Source organism: Amycolatopsis sp. cmx-4-83 (genome assembly GCF_046548815.1).
Taxonomy (GTDB): Bacteria; Actinomycetota; Actinomycetes; order Mycobacteriales; family Pseudonocardiaceae; genus Amycolatopsis; species Amycolatopsis pretoriensis_A.
This window is the reverse complement of record NZ_JAEBEF010000006.1, coordinates 123520-141986: the sequence shown is the minus strand read 5'-3', so window position 1 is coordinate 141986 and position 18467 is coordinate 123520. Positions and strand designations below refer to the sequence as shown.

Here is an 18467-nt window from a genome sequence, read left to right as displayed (position 1 = left end):
ACGCCCGTCCGGTTATAGTGACCGCGATGGGCATCCGATCGACGCGCCTGATCGGGCGCGACAGGGAGCTCGGCGCCCTGTCCCAGGCTCTGGAGAAGGCCCGCACCGACCACGGTGGGGCCTTCTTCCTTGTCGGTGAAGGCGGGATCGGGAAGTCCCGGCTCGCCGCCGACGTCGCCGCACGGGCACTGGCGACCGGGCTCCCCGTGCTGCGCGGACGAGCCAGCTCGATCGGCCCGATGGTGCCGTTCCGGCCGCTGGCCGAAGCCCTGCTCTCGCACTTCCGCGGCGGCCACCCGCCCGCGGCGCCCGAGCTCGACCCGCTCGTGCCGGTGCTCGCCCGGCTCGTGCCCGACTGGTACCGCGGCGACCGCCCGCACGACAACGGCAACCTCCTCGTCCTGGCCGAGGCGGTGTTCCGGCTGCTGTCGGTGGCCGGGCGCGAAGGCGGCTGCCTGATCGTGCTGGAGGACCTGCACAACGCGGACGCCGAAACGCTGTTCATCGTCGAGTACCTCGTCGACAACCTGGCGTCGAGCCGGGTGATGCTGATCGGGACCCTGCGCAACGAACCCGGCGAGGCGCTGCGGCTGGCGACCGCGGCGGCGCAGCGCTCGGCCAGCCACACCTTCGAGCTGACCCGGCTCGACGCCGGGCGCACCCGGGACTTCGCCGCCGCCTGCCTGGAAACCGAGCCGGCCGCGGTGCCCACCGCCGTCGCGAACCTGCTGTGGCAGAACAGCGAGGGCGTGCCCTTCGTCGTCGAGGAGCTGCTGCACGGCATGGTCACCGACGGGCTGCTCGTCGGCGGCGCGAACGGCTGGCAGGTCGTCGGCGAACTGCAGGCCCGCGTCCCGGAGGCGCTGATCAGCAGCATCGCCGCGCGCGTCGACGCACTCGGCGCGGACGGCGAGACGCTGCTTTCGGTGGCCGCCGTGCTGGGCAGGCGGTTCCCGCTGTCGGTCGTGCAGGCGGTGACCGACATGGACGACCGCATGCTGCACAACCACATCAGCGCGAGCGTCGCCGCGCACCTGGTCACCACCGACGAGACCACGCCCGGCTGGTACGCCTTCCGCCACCCGCTCACCGCGGAGGCGCTGCTGGCCCGGCTCGTGCCGTCGACGAAGGCGAACCTGGCGCGCCGGGCCGCGGACGCCGTCGAGCTGCTGCACCCGGGCCTGCCCGGCGAGCTGTGCGCGCTGGCCGCGGCGCTGCGGCTGACGGCGATGGACCACCCCGGCGCCGGGCGGCTGTTCGCCGAGGCCGGCCGGCGCGCCCTCGACGGCGGTGCCGCCGACACGGCGGTGACCATGCTGACCCGCGCCGTCGACCTGCTGGCCACGGCGAGCCCCGACGACCGCGCCGACGCGCTGGAGTCCCTGCTGCACGCGCTGGGGCAGACCGGGCAGTTCGACCGCGCCGTCGAGTTTTCCGCTCGCTTCGCCGAGATCGGCCGGCTGGAGCGGGCGGTCGACCTGCACGTCCAGCTGGCGTGGGCGGCCTACATCGGCGGCCGGCACGACGAGTGCCTCAACCAGATCGAGCAGGCCCGCGCCCCGCTCGGCGGCGAGATGACCGAGGAGCAGAAGGCGGGCCTCGACGCCGTCGAAGCGACGCTGTGGCTGGACGTCCCGGGCCCGGCGCACACCGAACGCGCCCGCCTGCTGGCCGAACAGGCGTGGGAGGTGGCCGAGCGCGCCGGCGTGCCGTTCGTGTCGTGCCAGGCGTTGCAGGTGCTCGGCATGGTGGCGCTGGAGACGGACCTGGCGGAGGCCGAGCGCTACCTGCAGCTGGCGCGGCGGCTGGCCGAACGCCACCAGCTGACGCACCTGCGCACCCAGGTGCTGGTCCGCCTCGGCGGGCACCGGATGCTCGCCGAGGGCGACGTCCGCACGTTCGACCTGGCCCGCGCGGAGGCCCAGCGCACCGGCGCGATCACGCTCACCTGCGCGGTCGACGCGAGCCGCGCGGTGCACGCGGTGATGCGCGGCGAGTTCGCGCAGGCGGAGAAGATCCTCGACGAGAACCTGGCCGTCCTCGGCCGGCTCCGGCTCGTCGCGCTGCTGCAGTACACGCACATGACCCGCGCGATGGTGGCCGCCCACCAGGCGGACCGGGTCCGGATGGAGCAGGCGCTCGACGACTTCCGCGCCGAGGGCGGCAACAGCGCGCAGGAGATGGTGCTCAGCGTCGGGCTGGCGCAGGTGTTCTGCTCGCTGCTGGAGGAGGACGCCGAACGCGCCCGCCGCGAGCTGGCGCAGGTGCTGGCCCTGGAGGAGCGCCAGCCGAGCCGCTTCCACCTGGCGGGCCAGCACGGCCTGCGGCTGCTGGTCGAGGCGCTCGACGGCACGGCACCGCCCGAGCGGCCCCCGGCGGCGGTGAGCGGCATGCGCTGGAACCGCCAGTTCGTCCTGCTGGGCGACGCGGTCCGCCACGGCCGCGCCGGGTCCCCGGAACTCGCCGACGAGGCGGTGGCGGCGGCGATCGAGGCGGCGTCGCCGTTCCCGATGAGCAGGCACCTGGGCCTGCGCATGGTGGCGGAGTCCGCCGCGGCCGACGGCTGGGGCGACCCGGTGACGTGGCTCAAGGAAGCGGAGGAGTACTTCCACCAGGCGGACGTGACGGCGGTGGCGAGCGCGTGCCGCGGGCTGCTGCGCAAGACCGGCGTCGCGGTCGGCCAGCGCCGCACGGGCTCGGACCGCCTCCCGGCGGGCCTGCGCTCGGCGGGGGTGACGGTCCGCGAGTACGAGGTGCTGCAGCTGCTGGCGGACAACATGGGCAACAAGGACATCGCCCGGCGGCTGCACATCTCGCCGCGGACGGTGGAGAAGCACGTGGCCAGCCTGATGGCGAAGTCGAACCTGCAGAACCGCAGCGCGCTGACGGAGTACGCGCGCAACACCCCGCACTGACCGCCGCCCGGCGGGGCCTCAGGTGCCGATCGGGATCTCCGCCCAGACCGTCTTGCCGCCGTCTCGGCGGTGGAAGTGACCGTGTCGGCGGCTGCACGCGGCGACCAGCTTCAGGCCGGTGCCGACCGGGGCCACGTCGGGCGCCGCCGGGTCGAACCACGCCGCTCCGCCGGAGTCCTCGATACCGATCCACACCGTCGAATCCGCGCACGTCAGCAGCGCGCGCACCGGGCCGATCGCGTGGCGGACCGCGTTCGCGGCCAGCTCCCCCGCGATCAGCACGACGTCCGCCGCGATCTCGTCCGGCACTTCGTCCGCCGTGGCCAGGCGCTCGCGCACCCAGTCGCGCACCCGGCGGACCTGGGCGGGTTCCCTGTCGAACACGAACTTGTCCAGCAGCATGATTCCCTCCCCGGGGCCGGGAAAACGATTCCCCATCCGCGGGGTTCCGCACACCTCTCCGGGCCGGAATCGCCCGAACGGACTAGATTGGACCCGTGAGTCCAGCCACCAAGCAGCTGACCGCCAAGGGCGCGGCGACGCGGCAGCGGATCGTCGAAGGCGCGGCGGAGGAGATCCGGGAGCGCGGCGTCGCCGTCACGACGCTGGACGACGTCCGGGCGCGGACCGGCACGAGCAAGAGCCAGCTCTTCCACTACTTTCCCGGTGGCAAGGAAGACCTGCTGCTTGAAGTGGCCCGCTACGAAGCGGATCAGGTGATCGCGGCCCAGCAGCCTCAGCTGGGCGGGCTGACGTCGTGGGCGGCGTGGCGGCGCTGGCGCGACACGGTCGTCTCGCACTACACCGAACGCGGGCAGCACTGCCCGCTCAACGTGCTGATCTCCCAGCTCGGCCGCGCGACACCGGGCGCGCAGGCCGTCGTCGGCGAGATGCTGGAGCAGTGGCGGCGGGAGATCGCGGCCGGCATCCGGCACCTGCAGGCGGCCGGCGAGGTGGCCGCGGACACCGACCCCGAACGCACCGCCGCCGCCCTGCTGTCGGGGATCCAGGGCGGCGTGGTGGTGATGCTGTCGACCGGGCGCATCGACCACCTCGAAGCGGCGCTCGACGTCGGGATCGAAAACCTGCGGGCGAGCGGGAACCGGTGAGCCCGGTCCCCGCTCGGCGAAGTCAGGCGTTCTTGATCGCGGAGATCTCGAACTCGAGGGTGACCTTGTCGCTCACCAGCACGCCACCGGTCTCGAGGGCGGCGTTCCAGGTGATGCCGTAGTCCTTGCGGCTGATCGTGGTGGAGCCTTCGAAGCCGATGCGGTCGTTGCCGAACGGGTCCTTCGCGGAGCCCTCGAACTCGAACGGGACGGTCACCGAGCGGGTGACGTCCTTGATGGTCAGGTCGCCGGTGACGTCGAAGGAGGTCTCGCCGGTCTGCTTGACCTCGGTCGAGGTGAAGGTGATCTGCGGGTACTCGTCCATCGACAGGAAGTCGTTGCTCTTCAGGTGCCCGTCGCGGTCCGCGTTGCGGGTGTCGATGCTGTGCGCCTGGATGGTCACCTGGACGCTCGACTTCTCCGGCGCGTCGCCGTCGATCGTGGCGGCACCGGTGAACTCGTTGAAGCTGCCGCGCACCTTGGTCACCATGGCGTGGCGGGCGACGAACCCGATCCGCGAGTGGGCGGCGTCGAGGGTGTATTCGCCGGTCAGCTGGGGGTAGGTGGTCGCGCTGGTCATCGCTGTTCTTCTCTCCTCGTGGTGGCGGCCCCCGGGTGATTGAGGGTTCAACGACACTCTACTCACTTTGGCTGGTTGCGCAAGCAAGCTTTCGGTAGAGTCGCCGGTATGGGTGATCTTTCCGCGCTCGACACCGGAGAAGCCGCGTTCTGGCGGTCGCTGATCCGCGTCACGACCGTGCTCCCGCGCGCCCTGGAGGACCAGTTCCTGCCGGAGACCGGCCTCACGGTCAGCGACTACGGCGTGCTCGTCGCGCTGTCGGAAGCCCCGGACCACCTGCTCCGCATCTCCGCGCTGGCGGCGACGACGGCGTTGTCGCTCAGCCGGATCAGCCGGGTGGTCGACGACCTCACCCGCCGCGGCCTGGTCGAGAAGCGGCGCTGCAAGGAAGACGGGCGCGCGTCCAACGCCGTGCTGACCGCCGCCGGATTGGCCAGACTGGAGGCGGCGTTCCCGAGCCACCTGGCCCGCGTGCGGGCTTCGGTGTTCGACCACCTGAGCGCCGAGGACATCCGGGCGGCCGGGCCGGTGCTGGCCCGGCTGGCCGCGGCGCTCGACGCCACTCCCCCGACCGACGAGGAGCCGAGGACGCGATGAGCGACAAGGGCGAGTACCAGCGGGACCTGAACTACCTCCCGGACCGCATCACCGCCGACGGCCGCGACGGCTGGCCGGTCGAACCCGGCCGCTACCGGCTGGTCGTGGCCCGTGCGTGCCCGTGGGCGAACCGCGCGGTGATCGTCCGGCGGCTGCTGGGCCTGGAGCCGGTGCTGTCGATGGGCATCGCCGGGCCGGTGCACGACGAACGCAGCTGGAGCTTCGACCTCGACCCCGGTGGGCGCGACCCGGTGCTCGGCATCGAGCGCCTGCAGGAGGCGTTCTTCAAGCGCGACCCGCAGTACCCGCGCGGCATCACCGTGCCCGCGTTCGTCGACGTGCCCACCGGCCAGGTCGTCACCAACGACTTCGCGCAGATGACCCTCGACATGTCGACCGAGTGGACCGCGTACCACCGCGACGGCGCGCCCGAGCTGTACCCCGAGAAGCTGCGCGACGAGATCGACGACGTCGCGCAGAAGGTGTTCACCGACGTCAACAACGCGGTGTACCAGTGCGGGTTCGCCCGGTCCCAAGAGGCGTACGAGCACTCCTACCGCAAGCTGTTCGCCCGGCTGGACTGGCTGTCGGAGCGGCTCGCGGGGCAGCGGTACCTGGTCGGCGACACGATCACCGAAGCCGACGTCCGGCTGTTCACCACACTCGTCCGGTTCGACGCGGTCTACCACGGCCACTTCAAGTGCAACCGGCAGAAGCTGACCGAGCTGCCGGTGCTGTGGGCCTACACGCGCGACCTGTTCCAGACGCCCGGGTTCGGCGACACGATCGACTTCCCGCAGATCAAGGAGCACTACTACGTGGTGCACAAGAACGTGAACCCGACCGGGATCGTCCCGCTCGGCCCGGACACCTCGGGCTGGCTGACCCGGCACGACCGCGAGCAGCTCGGCGGCCGCCCGTTCGGCGACGGCACCCCGCCGGGCCCGCCGCCCGCCGACGAGCGGGTGCCCGAGCTGTAGTTCCCGGGCTACGGTGATCGCCATGGAACGCCTGCGCGATCGTCGGATCCTGGTCACCGGCGCCGGTTCCGGCATCGGCCGAGCCACCACCGTCCGCCTGGTGGCCGAGGGGGCGCGGGTCGTGGCCACCGACGTCACGGGCCTCGAAGACCTGCCCGCGCTCGAAACGCTGACGATGGACGTCGCCGACGAAGCCGCGGTGACCGCCGGTGTGACCGCGGCGACCGAGGTCCTGGGCGGCCTCGACGTCCTGGTCAACGCGGCGGGCATCCTGCTGGCGTCACACACGCACGAGACGTCGCTGGAGCTGTGGAACCGGGTGCTGGCGGTCAACCTGACCGGCACGTTCCTGGTGACGCGCGCGGCCCTGCCGGCACTGCTGGCCGCCGAGAAGGGCGTGGTGGTCAACTTCAGCTCGACGTCGGCTTCGTTCGCCCACCCGTACATGGCGGCGTACAGCGCGAGCAAGGGCGGGATCCAGGCGTTCACGCATTCCCTGGCCCTGGAGTACGGCAAGCAGGGCCTGCGCGCGGTGAGCATCGCCCCGGGCAGCGTGAAGAGCGGCATCACGGACTCGGCGGCGAGCTGGCTGCCCCAGGACATCGACTTCACGCTGTTCGGCCGGCTGCTGCCGATCCTGCCGACGGGGCTGACGACGGAGGTCGGCAACGCGGTGGCCCGCCCGGAGGCGGTGGCGGGAGTGGTGGCGATGCTGGCTTCGGACGACGGCGAGTTCATCACGGGCACGGAGATCCGCGTGGACGGCGGAACCCACACCTAGCCCCGCGGGGCGTAACGCGGGTCGCCGTACCTCCGACTCCCGGCATACCCGTGGGAACGGTCACGGGATTCGCCGTGAGGTACGCCGATGACGCCAGCGCCGCCCCACCCGAGGCTTGCGTCGACGCAGCTTCGCGACGGCCGTCGCGGCCCCGAAAGCCGCTGTCGTGCACTGGAGAACCTGCAACGCGAAATCGAAGTAGGGCGTCACCGTCGGGCTCCGTTCGTCGGAAGCTGGGGTGCGGCCACTTTTGCGCACCGAAGCCGCCAATCCGTCGAACGGCGATACCCCGCCGGAAAACCGCAGATCAGCGCACGCGCACAGGGACTATTGCCGCGATATCGCCCGGGAGGCGACGATGCCTGAAGGCGACGCTTGGGCCGAGATCATGCGCAATCTGGGCTCGGATCTGCGCGAGTTGCGGGTATCCGCCCACCTGACCCAGGAAGAACTCGCCCAGCGCATGGGCGGACGACAGCAGAGCTGGGTGTCGGAGGTCGAGAAGGGAAACAGACGCGGCCGGCCGATCAGCTGGGAAGACGTGTCGAGCTGGCTCGAAGCCTGCGGCGTCGGCGCCGGTCTCCTCGAGGACTGGCGAGTCCGCTACACGCCGATCGAATGGGCTTTGGATCTGCGTCGCCGCCGGGGTACCGGACCTAAACGCCGAGACGGTCGAGAGCCTCCGGCCCTCCCCTCGGAAACCATCAGGATCACGGAGGCGATCCGGCAGTTCAAGGCGGTGTTCTTCGAAGAGCTCGACGCGGCCAGGGAGCAGGCACGTCAGCTGAAGAGCCGCGAGGAGCAGCTGACCTCCCAGCTGACCGAAACCACCGGCAAGATGGACGACCTCAAGCTGCAATGCCACCAGGCCGAGCAGCAGATCACCACGGACGGCCAAAAGGAGCAGCACCTGCGCGACCGGATCCGCGGGCTCAGACAGCAACTGCGGGCGGACGACGAGACCATTCACCTCCTGGAGAAAGAGATCCGCTTCACGCGCGAACAACGCCGCATCGCCGAGCAGACGACACTGCGGATGAGCAAGCGGACCGCTGAAGTCGCTCTGCGCTCCCGGACCGCCTCCGATCTTCTGACGGTGCTGTTCGAAGCCACCTGGGCGAATCGGCACGACGAGCGTGCGGGTGGGGAGGCGCCCGACGACCCGCCCGGCGTCCACGAGGAGAGGAAGACCACCCTCGCCGGGATCCCGAAGCCGGCACCCCTGACCACCACCTGGCCGAGCGAGGTGGGACGTTCCAGGACGCTGGTTTCGACGCTGTCGATCATCGCGGTGGCCGTCCTGCTCGCCATCAGCCTCCTCGCGCTGGTCTTCTGAACCCGCCTAGGCCTGTATCGAAGTGGGTCGTAGCCACTCGTTGATCGCGGCGACGTGGACGGTGGCTTCGTAGCGGACAGCAACCTTGTCATAGCGAGTGGCCACCCCACGGTGGCGTTTGAGCCGGTTGATCCCGCACTCCACCGCATGACACTGCTTGTAGATCTCGGGGTCGAAGGCCGGTGGCCGACCGCCCTTCGACCCCTTGGCCTTGCGATGCGCATCCTGATCAGCCTTGCTCGGAATCGTCGCCTTGATCCCGCGACCGCGCAGGTGCGCCCGGTTGGCCTTCGAGGTGTAAGCCTTGTCGGCAAGGACCCGATCAGGACGGGTCCGCGGCCGGCCACCGCCCGGTCGCGGCACCCGGATCCCGGCCAGAACCGGGATGAACTGCGGGCTGTCGCCACACTGCCCGGCGGTCAGCACGATCGACAACGGCTTCTGCCCCTGCTCACACCCCAGATGCACTTTTGTGGTCCACCCGCCTCGCGACCGCCCCAACGCATGATCCTCCGGCTCGACAGTGACCCCGCCCGGCGGCTCGGCCTGCAGATCCCCCTTTTCCGCGCACCCGCCGCATGCTGATGCGCCCGCGCGATCGTGGAATCCACGCTGACATCCCACGTGATCCGCCCAGCCGCCTCGGCCCGGGCCTGCAACGCGGTCAGAATCCGCTGCCAGACACCAGCCCGTTGCCAGCGCCGGAACAACCCATAACAGCCGCCCAGGACCCATAACCCTCGGGCATGTCCCGCCACGTGCGCCGGTGCGCACCCGCCATCGGATCCCATCGATCAGCTGCCGTCTGCTCCACAACGGCGGTCGACCCGGCCGCGACGGCGCGGGCAACAACAGCTCCAGCGCCGCCCACTGCTCGTCGGTCAGGTCGAACCGCCTCGTCACCGCTAGGGTGTCCACGAGGTCTCCGGTGTTCAGGTTCTTCTTGGTCGACGAACCACCTACCGGAGACCTCACCCATTTCAACCACCGACACGCCCAGCACCAGCTCAACTTGCTGGAGACGACTTCGATACAGGCCCTAGGTGGCCGCGGCGTACCTCGCCGAAAGCGCCCGGAGGCGCTCCGCCAGCTCAGGGGGTGACTCCACCTCGAACGGCGCGTCCAGCATCCCCACCACGAACGCCACGACGTCCCACGACTCCGAGGCCAGCTCCCACCGGCACGTCCGCTCGTCGATCGGCGTCAGCTCCCCCTCCACCCGCCCCGCCAGCTCCGACGCCGGCGCGTGGACCTTCAGCCGCGCGCGCAACGGCCACATCTCCCGGCCCATCGTGCGCTTCAGGTACGCCGTCAGGTCGCCGTCCGGCGGTTCGCGGTGGCCGAAGCGAGGTCCGTTGGGCGTGCGAAGAGCCAGCCGGTCCGTGCGGAACGTCCGCCAGTCCGCGCGGTCGGTGTCCCAGCCGACCAGGTACCAGCGGCGGCCCCACGAGACCAGGCGGTGCGGCTCCACCGTGCGGCGGGACTCGCGGCCGTCGTGGCTCACGTAGTCGAAGCGCAGCGTCTCCGCCGCGCGGATCGCCGACGAGACCGCCGTCAGGACCTCCGCCGCCACCACCGGGCCGCGGGCCGGGAGGGCCAGCACGCTCGTTTCCAGTGCGGCCACGCGGTGGCGCAGCCGGGACGGCAGGACCTGCTCGACCTTCGTCAGCGCCCGCAGCGACGCCTCTTCCAGCCCCGAGACGCCGCCCGCGTGCAGGCCGACCACCACCGCGACCGCTTCGTCGTCGTCGAGCAGCAGGGGTGGCAGTTCCGCGCCGGCGCCCAGGCGGTAGCCGCCGATCGGGCCCAGCGCCGCGTGGACCGGGTAGCCCAGTTCGCGCAGGCGGCCGACGTCGCGGCGGATCGTCCGGGTCGTCACGCCGAGGCGTTCGGCCAGGTCGGTGCCGGACCAGTCGCGGTGCGTCTGGAGCAGCGACAGCAACCGCAGCAGGCGGCCGGGGGTTTCGCGCATGGTGCGGAGTCTGCCCGATGATGAGGACCGTTCCTGTCCTACACGGACGAGAAGGTGCGCTCATGGATCCCTTCCGCATCGACGTCCCGCAGGCCGGCCTCGACGAGCTGCACCACCGCCTCGCCCGCACCCGCTGGCCGGGCGAGCTGCCCGGCGCCGGCTGGGCGTACGGCGTCAGCGAACCCCACCTGCGCGAGCTCGCCGAGTACTGGCGCACCGGCTTCGACTGGCGGGCGCAGGAAGCGCGGCTCAACGCGTTCCCGCAGTTCACGACCACGATCGACGGCCAGCGCGTGCACTTCCTCCACGTCCGCTCGCCCGAGCCCGGCGCGACGCCGCTGATCATGACCCACGGCTGGCCGAGCACCGTCGCGGACTTCCTCGACGTCCTCGGTCCGCTCACCGACCCGCGGGCCCACGGCGGCGACCCGGCGGACGCGTTCCACGTCGTCGCGCCTTCGGTCCCCGGTTTCGCGTTCTCCGGCCCGACCGGCGAGCCGGGCTGGAACACGCGCCGGACGGCGCGGGCGTGGGCCGAGCTGATGCGGCGGCTCGGCTACGAGCGCTACGGCGCCCAGGGCGGCGACTTCGGCAGCATCGTCTCGCCCGAGCTGGGCCGGGTCGCGCCGGAGTCGGTGATCGGGGTGCACGTCAACGCCGTCGCGAACGCCGGGGTGCCGACCGCGCCGGGCGACCTCGAGCGACTGTCCGAAGAGGACCGGAAGCGGGCGCGGGAGAACGAAGCCTGGTGGTACGCCCACTCGGGGTACGCCACGCAGATGGCCACCCGCCCGCAGACGCTGGCCTACGCGTTGAACGACTCCCCCGCCGGGCAGCTCGCGTGGAACCTGGAGTGGTTCGTGGACTGGGACCCGGCCGCCACGCGGCAGGCGCCGGTCTCCCGGGACGCGATCCTGACCGACGTGACGATCTTCTGGCTCACCGGCACCGCGGGCTCGGCGGCGCGCCTCTACCTGGAGGCGGCCCAGGACGGCTGGGGCGAGCGCCCGCCACCGTCCGGCGTCCCGACGGCGGTCGCGAACTTCCGCGGCGATCACGCGCTGCGGGGCCTGGCCGAGCTGTCCAACACGGTGACGCGGTGGACGGAGTACGACGACGGCGGGCACTTCGCGTCCCTGCAGGCGCCGGACGTGCTGGTGCGCGACATCCGGGAGTTCTTCCGCGACCTCGGCCTCCGGTCCTGACGGTCGCGGGCCCGCTCAGCCGGCCAGGGGCGCCTTCCGCTCCTGGCCGGCCATCACCCTGGCGTTCAGCACCACCGCGCCCAGCAACGGGAGCAGCCCGGCCAGCGTCCACGTGAGGCTGGTGGCTTCCGCGAACCACCCGATGAGCGCCGGGCCGATCAGGCCGCCCGCGTAGGTGAACGTGGTGAACCGGGACAGGAACGTCGCCGCCCCTGCGCCCGCGCCGCCGGCGTGGCCGACCGCGCTGAAGATCAGGGGCAGCAGGACCGAGCCGCCGAGGCCCAGCAGCGCGAATCCCGCGATGCCGGCCACCCACGACGGGCTCAGCACGACGACGGCGAGCCCGACCGCCGCGATGACGCCGCCGACGCGGAACAGCGCCGGTGCGCCGTGGCGTTCGGTCAGCCGGTCGCCGACGAGCCGGCCCGCGGCTTGGCAGGCGGAGAACGCCGTGAAGCCCAGTGCCGCCGCGGCGAGGGTGGCGCCGCGGGCGTCGTGCAGGAAGACGCCGCTCCAGCTGATCACCATGGCTTCGAGGATCATCGCGGTGAACCCCATCGCCCCGAACACGCACACCCGCCGGGTCCAGCCGGATCGCCAGCTCGCCCGCTTTGCGCCGCCACCACCGGTCTCCTCGACGCGGTCGGCCGACGCCGGCAGCAGTCCGGCCGTGGCCGCCAGGCCGGCGACGACGAGCACGGCGCCGACCCACAGGTAGTGCTCGGCGGCCGAGCTGCCCGCCCGGGTGAACCCGGCGCCCACCAGCGACGCGGCGACGGCGCTGATGCTCCAGGCCGCGTGGCAGCTGCTCATCACCGACCGGCCGCTCTCCCGTTCCACCACGACCGCGTGCGCGTTCATGGCGACGTCGAGCGTGCCGTGCATCATGCCGAGCAGCAGCACCGCGCCGCCGAGCTGGACCGCGTCGCCCGCGAGACCGATCCCGGCCAGCAGGAACGGCGACACGACCACGGCCAGCCGGATCACGCGGGCGCTGCCGAACCGGCCCACCAGCGGGCCGGCGAACTGCATGGTGAGCAGCGCCGCCAGGCCGAACAACGTCAGGATGGCGCCGAGCGTGCCGTCACTGAGCCCGAGGTCGAGCTTCAGCGACGGCACGCGGCTGACGAAGGTGGAGAACACCGTGCCGTTGACGAAGAACACGGCGAGCACGGCCCACCGGGCCCGAGCCACGGCGACGGTGCCGCTCCGCTCGGCGACCTGCTCAGTCATGCTCGGCGCCGAAGCCGGCCGGGACGACGACTTCCCGCCCGATGCGGCGGGCTTCGGTCAGCAGCTCGTCCTGCCACCGCTCCCACACGCCGGCGAACCGGGACGTGACGATCACCGTGTCCACGGACTGGTCGGCCAGCGGCGTGCGCAGGCCCATGGTGTGGTGCCCGACGTGCCCGCCCGCCGCGGCCGCCCGCGCCACCAGTTCGGCGTCGAAGTCCAGCAGGATCGCGGGCGGGACGGCCGCCGGGATTTCCCCGCCGGAGCCGAGGATCGCGATCTTCGCGCCCGCGGGGACGCGCCGTACGGCCGCGGTCAGCTCGGCCGCCACGTCCGTGTCGCGCGCCTGCTCCTGCCACGCCAGCAGGGCGCGGTAGTCCTCTTCGTAGCTCCAGAAGAGGTGCCGGATGGCCAGCGCCAGGCCGATCTCGATGGCGGGCTCGCGGTGCTTGGCCAGGAAGTGGAGCATGTTCCGGGCGAGCTGCTCCCACAGGTCGAACTGCTCCCGGTCGTGCGGCAGGTCGACCACCCAGGCGTCCTCGGCGACGGTGAACCGCACGCCGTGGCGGGACAGCCGGAACGCGAGCTCGGTGTCCTCCGCGCCCCAGCCGTGGAACTCCTCGTCGAAGCCCCCGACGGCCCGGAAGTCGTCCGTGCGGACCGAGCAGTTGATGGTGAAGAAGAGCCGCCAGGGCAGGTGGTCCAGACCGGAGACGATGTCGGCCAGGTACGGGTGCCGGACGTCCTGGAACTCCGGGTCGTGGGCGTGGCGCGCGACCGTCTCTTCCGGACCCACCTGCGCCACGACGCCGGTGATCCAGGACATGTCCTTTTCCGGCTTGTACCCGTAGGCGTAGCCGATGACCGCCCGGCGCTCGGTTTCGTCGGCGTGGGCCGCGAGGTGGCGGAGCAGGAAGTCGGTGCCGAACAGCGGCCCGGTGTCCAGGAAGACCAGCAGCGGTGCGGCCGCCGACCGCGCCCCGGCGTTGCGCGCGGCGCCGGCGCGGAACCCGAGGTCCTCCTGGAAGTGGTACTTCACCCGCAGCCGGTCCGCGAAGGATTCGACGACTTCCTTCGTGGCGTCGGAGGAACCGTCGTCCGCGACGATCACCTCGAACTCGCCGGGCGGGAGCTGCTGGCGCGTCAGGTGCTCGAGAGTGGTGCGCAGCATCTCGCACCGGTTGTACGTGGGTATGACCACGGACACCCGCGGGCGATCCCCGTCCGAACTCATGGTCACCAACCTCTCAGTAGGGTCGAGCGAACATCACGGGGTACACGATTTCCGGGTCACCCCGGCTCCTCCCCCGGACGGGCGACCCCGAATGCGAGAGTGGCACCGCGGACGCGAGTAAGCGTCTTCAAGAATGCTCTTGTCTTCCACGTGGTAGAAATTGCCCTCCCGGGAGCGAGCGGGTCAGCCAGACCACCGTTCCACTGTCCTCAGTAGACACGTGGTGCCGCTCGAACCCGAGCTTGTCCAGCACGCGCAACGACGGGGCGTTCCCCTCGCCCACGGTCGCCCAGAGCCGGTTCCGCCCGGTCGCCGCCGCGGCTTCGAGCACCGCGGCGGCCGCCTCGGTCGCGTAGCCGCGCCCGTGCGCGCGGCGGAACAGCTCGTACGCGATTTCCGGCTCCTCGAGGGTGGAACGGCCGGTGATCAGCCCGCAGTAGCCGATGAAGTCGCCTTCGAGGCGACGTCGGATGGGCAGCAACGCGATCCCGGCCGGCTCCGCCAGCTTCGCGACGAGTACGCGGATGTCCTCGATCGCGGGCGTCCCCTTGCCGCGTTCGGCGTGCAGGGCGCGGAGGTCTTCGGCGTCCGAACCGGTCCACGGCCGCAGGAGCAGCCGCTCCGTCTCCAGGTGGGACGGCATCGGCTCGTACGTGACCACGTCAGATTTCGCGGCGGCGCCGCCGGTCGACCGCGCCGTCCAGGAGCGGGCGCAGTTCCGCCACCACCGTTTCCAGGGGTGCGACGTCGCGGTGGGCCCGGGCCAGGACGATCGCGCCCTCCAGGGTGCTGATCATCAGGACCGCCAGGGACGCGCTGCGGGCCGGCGGGACGCCCAGCTGCTCGAGGGCCGTGGCGACCGGGCGCTGCCAGCCGTCGAACGCCTTGCCCACCGCGTCGCGCAGGGCGTCGCTGGTGGCCGCCGTGTCGGCGACCGTCGCGACGAGGGGGCAGCCCGCGTCGAAGCCGTCGCCGGTGAACTGGTCGCGCCACTGGCCCGCCATCGCCGCGAAGAGCTTGCCGGGGGTCGGGTCCTCGATCTTGGTGACCAGGCGAGCCACCCGCCGGGCGGCGTAGTCGCCCGCCCACGCGACGGCTTCGCCGATCAGCTGGTCCTTACCGCCCGGGAAGTAGTGCTGCAGGGACCCCCGCGGGGCTTCGGCGTGGACGGCCACGTCCCGCATGCCGGTCGCCCCGACACCGTGGATCCGCACCAGGTGCGCGGCGCTGAGCACCATCCGCTCGCGCGGCGTCCTCGTCATCGGCTGCCTCCTTCATGACGTCCGTCATGGTAGCCCAGGCGGGCACGACGAGCGTGAAGTCGCGCTCGCCCCGCTCGTACGTGGGCACCGGCCGGAAGCCCTGGCGCAGGAGCAGCGCTTCGGCGCCGGCGTTCCCGGCCTGGACGGTGGCCCGGACGGTCCACCCCGGCCAGCGCCCGGCCGTCCACAGCCACCGGCTCAGCGCGGTGCCGATCCCCTGCCGCTGCCAGGCGTCGGCGACCAGGATGCCGATTTCGCCGTCGCCCGGGGTTTCCGAGACGAAGTTGAGCAGGCCGACGGGGGTGCCGGCCCGGAACGCGAGGAGCGCGACGCCGTCGGGCGGTCCCGCGAGCAGGAAGCGCTGGTAGCGCCGGAAGACCTCGGCCGGCTCGGCGGGGCCGCCCATGCCGAAGCGGCGCCGGAGACCGGCGGGCGAGCAGGCCGCGACCAGCGCGCCGACGCACTCGCGATCGGCCTCGCCCGCTTCGCGGATCTTTATGACGGTGGTCATAGTGCCATGAGAGCACACCGTGGCCGCCGACACACTATGACCGGTGTCATAGCCCTACCCGGACCGCGCGGTTCACCGGAACGGCCCCCGGGTACGTTGCCGTGGCCGCGCTCCCCCACCGCGAAAGGCGCCTTCGATGCAGCTCTACGCCGAACGGCCGATCCGCCGCACCGCCCAGCTCGTCAGCGACCTGCTCGCGCTGCTGCTCGTCGTCTTCGCGGTGTGGCTGGCGACTTCGGTGTACGACCAGGTGATGAAGCTGCGCGCCCCGGGCGACGGCCTCGTGAACGCGGGCACGGGCCTGCGCGGCACGTTCGACGGCGCCGCGAACTCCGCCGGCGGCATTCCCCTGGTCGGCGACGCGCTGGCGAACGCACTGCACGGCGGCTCGAACGTCGGCAACCAGCTCGCCGACGCGGGCCGCTGGCAGATCGAAGGCGTGGCGGACCTGGCGTGGTGGCTGGCCGCGATCATCGTCGTGCTGCCGGTGCTGACGCTCCTCGTGACCTGGCTCCCGCTGCGCTGGCACTTCGCCCGCCGCGCGACGGCCGCCGCACAGCTGCGGGCGCTCGGGGACGAAGGGCTCGACCTGCTCGCCCTGCGGGCACTGGTGACGCAACCGTTGCGGCGCCTGGCTTCCGGGACCGCGCCGGCCACCGGCTGGCGGGAGCGGGACCGCGACGTCATCGAGGAACTCGCCGGCCGCGAACTGGCCCGGCACGGCCTCGCTCCCTGAGGCCGGGCCGGGGCCGGGTCAGCGCGGGCCCTGCCGGCGGCCGACCGAGCGGCCGATGAAGAAGCCCAGGAGCAGGCCGACGACCAGGCCGATCGCGACGAAGAAGATCACCGTGGCCGCGGCGATCTTGCCGACCGTGCCGAGGAACCCCTTGGCCTCGAACTCCCCGACCGTCGCCAGCGTCTGCGCGAGAACGTAGTGCGTCATGATCTCCAGGGTGGCACCGTTCGCCGCCCCGCGCACGGGGAGAGGTCCCCCCACGGCGGCTCAGGACGCCGGTGGGGGGACCTCCGTTCTCCGTCGGCCGAACGGGCGATGGCTCAGCCGACGGAGGGGCCCATCCCGAGGGACTGCGGGGTGCTCGCGTCGGGCGACGGCTGGTGCAGGCCCCCGTCCAGCGGGCCGAACTCGGTCATCAACGCCGCGCTGCCGCCCCACGGCGTCTGTTCCTCCGCGATCAGCGAGTTCGTCGTCAGCAGCAGCCCCGCCACCGAAGCGCCGTTCTGCACCGCCGAGCGGCACACCCGCAGCGGGTCCACGACGCCCATCGCGATCATGTCGCCGTACCGGTCGTGCAGGGCGTCGAAGCCTTCGTCGTCGCCCAGTTCCCTGGTGCGCGCCACGATCTCGTGGGCCGGGTGGCCCGCGTTGTGCGCGATCAGGTACGCCGGTTCCGCCAGCGCCCGCCGGACGATCTCCACGCCGATCGCCTGGTCGCCTTCGAGACCGAGGCCCTCCAGGGCCTTCTCCGCGTGCAGCAGCGCCGCTCCCCCGCCGGCCACGATGCCCTCGGCCATCGCCGCCCGCGTGGCCGACAGGGCGTCCTCGACGCGGTGCTGCAGCTCCTTGAGCTCCGCCGGGGTCGCCGCGCCGACGTGGACCACCGCGACCTTGCCGGTCAGGGCGCCGATCCGCTCGGTCAGGACGTCCTCGTCGACGCCGAACTGGGCGCGTTCCAGCTCCGCGCTCAGCTGGCCGACCCGGAAGTCCACCGCGGCCGCCGACCCCGCGCCGCCGACGATCGTCGTGCGGTTCTCCGTGACGCGGACCTGCTTCGCCCGGCCGAGGTGCTCCAGGGTCATCGTTTCCATCGAGAACCCGGACTGTCGCGAAAGGACCGCGCCGCCGACGATCGCGGCCAGGTCCTCCAGCTTGTGCAGCCGCCGGTCGCCGAAGCCCGGTGCGCGGATCGCGACCGACTGGAACGTGCCGTTCATGTGGTTGTGCACCAGCATGGACAACGCCGTGCCTTCGACCGTCTCCCCGATCACCACCAGCGGCCGCGGCGCGCGCATCACCTTGTCCAGCAACGGCATCAGCTGCTGCACCTTGGTGATCTTCTCCGCGCACATCAGGATGTACGGGTCGTCGAGCACCGCCTCCAGCCGGCCCGGGTCGGTGACCAGGTAGGGCGAGAGGTAGCCGTTGTCGAACTCGAACCCTTCGACGAAGTCGACGCCCATCCCGATCGACGGCGACTCCTCGACCGTCACCACCCCGCCGTCGCCGACGGTGTGCAGCGCCTTGGCGATCACCGCGCCGACGGCGTCGTCGTCGTTGGCCGAGATCGCCGCCACCCGCGCGTAGTCCGCTTCGGACACCACCGGGTGCGCCTGCTTCTCCAGGTGCGTCACCAGCAGCCCGACGGCGTGGTCGATGCCGCGCTTGACGAGCACCGGGTTGCCGCCGCCGGAGATCGCCCGCATGCCTTCGTGGACGATCGCCTGGGCGAGCACGGTGGCCGTGGTGGTGCCGTCGCCGACGACGTCGTTGGTCTTGATCGCCGCTTCCTTGACCAGCTGCGCGCCCATGTTCTCGAACTGGTTCTTCAGGTGGATCTCGCGCGCGATGGTGACGCCGTCGTTGGTGACCACCGGCGAGCCGGTGATCTTCTCGATGATCACGTTGCGGCCCTTGGGCCCCAACGTGGACTTGACCGCTTCGGCCAGCTTGTCCACACCCGCCAGCAGCAGGTCGCGGGCGTCCGAGCCGAACCGCAGTTCCTTCGCCATGTGC

The 18467-nt window shown here is 71.9% G+C and carries 19 protein-coding genes; 8 read left to right on the top strand and 11 right to left on the bottom strand.

The window, feature by feature from the left end; all coding sequences use genetic code 11:
• The first annotated feature begins 26 nt into the window (after positions 1–26).
• Positions 27–2915, top strand: a complete 2889-nt coding sequence (locus tag ACLJQM_RS19640) for a helix-turn-helix transcriptional regulator (RefSeq protein WP_410632281.1) — start codon at positions 27–29, stop codon at positions 2913–2915.
• A gap of 18 nt (positions 2916–2933) precedes the next feature.
• Here ACLJQM_RS19640 and ACLJQM_RS19635 read toward each other — a convergent pair whose 3' ends face one another.
• A complete protein-coding gene (locus ACLJQM_RS19635) occupies positions 2934–3317 on the bottom strand; it encodes an ATP-binding protein (protein WP_247023757.1) in 384 nt (127 codons plus the stop codon).
• 95 nt (positions 3318–3412) lie between these two features.
• Between ACLJQM_RS19635 and ACLJQM_RS19630 the strand changes: the two genes are divergently transcribed.
• Positions 3413–4024, top strand: a complete 612-nt coding sequence (locus ACLJQM_RS19630; protein ID WP_410632280.1) for a TetR/AcrR family transcriptional regulator — start codon at positions 3413–3415, stop codon at positions 4022–4024.
• A 22-nt stretch (positions 4025–4046) separates the two neighbouring features.
• On the opposite strand, the gene ACLJQM_RS19625 is transcribed toward ACLJQM_RS19630, so the two are convergent.
• The gene (locus ACLJQM_RS19625; RefSeq protein WP_247023759.1) at positions 4047–4604 is read right to left on the bottom strand and encodes a YceI family protein; all 558 of its coding nucleotides are present in this window, start codon (positions 4602–4604) and stop codon (positions 4047–4049) included.
• 108 nt (positions 4605–4712) lie between these two features.
• Between ACLJQM_RS19625 and ACLJQM_RS19620 the strand changes: the two genes are divergently transcribed.
• From ACLJQM_RS19620 to ACLJQM_RS19605, 4 genes are all read left to right on the top strand, one after another.
• Entirely contained in the window at positions 4713–5201 is a 489-nt protein-coding gene (locus tag ACLJQM_RS19620) for a MarR family winged helix-turn-helix transcriptional regulator (protein WP_360780638.1), read from the top strand.
• Complete coding sequence (locus ACLJQM_RS19615) at positions 5198–6181, top strand: glutathione S-transferase family protein (protein WP_410632279.1); 984 nt, start codon at positions 5198–5200, stop codon at positions 6179–6181. Before ACLJQM_RS19620 ends, ACLJQM_RS19615 begins: the two co-directional genes overlap by 4 nt.
• Before the next feature lie 22 nt (positions 6182–6203).
• Entirely contained in the window at positions 6204–6962 is a 759-nt protein-coding gene (locus ACLJQM_RS19610) for an SDR family NAD(P)-dependent oxidoreductase (RefSeq protein ID WP_410632278.1), read from the top strand.
• 250 nt (positions 6963–7212) lie between these two features.
• Positions 7213–8298, top strand: a complete 1086-nt coding sequence (locus tag ACLJQM_RS19605; RefSeq protein WP_410632277.1) for a helix-turn-helix domain-containing protein — start codon at positions 7213–7215, stop codon at positions 8296–8298.
• 6 nt (positions 8299–8304) lie between these two features.
• Here the strand turns inward: ACLJQM_RS19605 and ACLJQM_RS19600 are convergent, their stop codons facing one another.
• Together ACLJQM_RS19600 and ACLJQM_RS19595 are read right to left on the bottom strand one after the other, a co-directional pair.
• Positions 8305–9201 (bottom strand): IS5 family transposase, encoded by an 897-nt coding sequence (locus tag ACLJQM_RS19600; RefSeq protein ID WP_410632549.1) that lies wholly within the window; start codon positions 9199–9201, stop codon positions 8305–8307.
• Between the two features lie 136 nt (positions 9202–9337).
• Complete coding sequence (locus ACLJQM_RS19595) at positions 9338–10270, bottom strand: helix-turn-helix transcriptional regulator (RefSeq protein WP_410632276.1); 933 nt, start codon at positions 10268–10270, stop codon at positions 9338–9340.
• Between the two features lie 62 nt (positions 10271–10332).
• On the opposite strand from ACLJQM_RS19595, the gene ACLJQM_RS19590 reads away from it, so the two are divergent.
• The gene (locus tag ACLJQM_RS19590) at positions 10333–11475 is read left to right on the top strand and encodes an epoxide hydrolase family protein (RefSeq protein ID WP_360780621.1); all 1143 of its coding nucleotides are present in this window, start codon (positions 10333–10335) and stop codon (positions 11473–11475) included.
• Between the two features lie 15 nt (positions 11476–11490).
• Here the strand turns inward: ACLJQM_RS19590 and ACLJQM_RS19585 are convergent, their stop codons facing one another.
• The 5 genes from ACLJQM_RS19585 to ACLJQM_RS19565 form a co-directional block, all read right to left on the bottom strand.
• Positions 11491–12708 (bottom strand): MFS transporter, encoded by a 1218-nt coding sequence (locus tag ACLJQM_RS19585; RefSeq protein WP_410632275.1) that lies wholly within the window; start codon positions 12706–12708, stop codon positions 11491–11493.
• The gene (locus ACLJQM_RS19580) at positions 12701–13942 is read right to left on the bottom strand and encodes a glycosyltransferase family 2 protein (RefSeq protein ID WP_410632274.1); all 1242 of its coding nucleotides are present in this window, start codon (positions 13940–13942) and stop codon (positions 12701–12703) included. The genes ACLJQM_RS19585 and ACLJQM_RS19580 overlap by 8 nt, the downstream gene beginning before the upstream one ends.
• A gap of 127 nt (positions 13943–14069) precedes the next feature.
• The gene (locus ACLJQM_RS19575) at positions 14070–14603 is read right to left on the bottom strand and encodes a GNAT family N-acetyltransferase (RefSeq protein ID WP_360780612.1); all 534 of its coding nucleotides are present in this window, start codon (positions 14601–14603) and stop codon (positions 14070–14072) included.
• Between the two features lies 1 nt (position 14604).
• On the bottom strand, positions 14605–15117 hold the full coding sequence (locus tag ACLJQM_RS19570) for a TetR family transcriptional regulator C-terminal domain-containing protein (protein WP_360780673.1): 513 nt from the start codon (positions 15115–15117) through the stop codon (positions 14605–14607).
• Positions 15059–15715 carry a GNAT family N-acetyltransferase gene (locus tag ACLJQM_RS19565; protein WP_410632272.1) on the bottom strand — a complete coding sequence of 219 codons (657 nt, stop codon included), beginning with the start codon at positions 15713–15715 and terminating at the stop codon, positions 15059–15061. The genes ACLJQM_RS19570 and ACLJQM_RS19565 overlap by 59 nt, the downstream gene beginning before the upstream one ends.
• 136 nt (positions 15716–15851) lie before the next feature.
• Here ACLJQM_RS19565 and ACLJQM_RS19560 point away from each other — a divergent pair, with 136 nt between their 5' ends.
• A complete protein-coding gene (locus ACLJQM_RS19560) occupies positions 15852–16451 on the top strand; it encodes a hypothetical protein (RefSeq protein ID WP_360780605.1) in 600 nt (199 codons plus the stop codon).
• A gap of 18 nt (positions 16452–16469) precedes the next feature.
• Here the strand turns inward: ACLJQM_RS19560 and ACLJQM_RS19555 are convergent, their stop codons facing one another.
• Together ACLJQM_RS19555 and groL are read right to left on the bottom strand one after the other, a co-directional pair.
• A complete protein-coding gene (locus ACLJQM_RS19555) occupies positions 16470–16658 on the bottom strand; it encodes a hypothetical protein (protein WP_247023770.1) in 189 nt (62 codons plus the stop codon).
• A 113-nt stretch (positions 16659–16771) separates the two neighbouring features.
• On the bottom strand, positions 16772–18463 hold the full coding sequence (gene groL, locus ACLJQM_RS19550) for a chaperonin GroEL (protein WP_410632271.1): 1692 nt from the start codon (positions 18461–18463) through the stop codon (positions 16772–16774).
• Between the last annotated feature and the right edge of the window lie 4 nt (positions 18464–18467).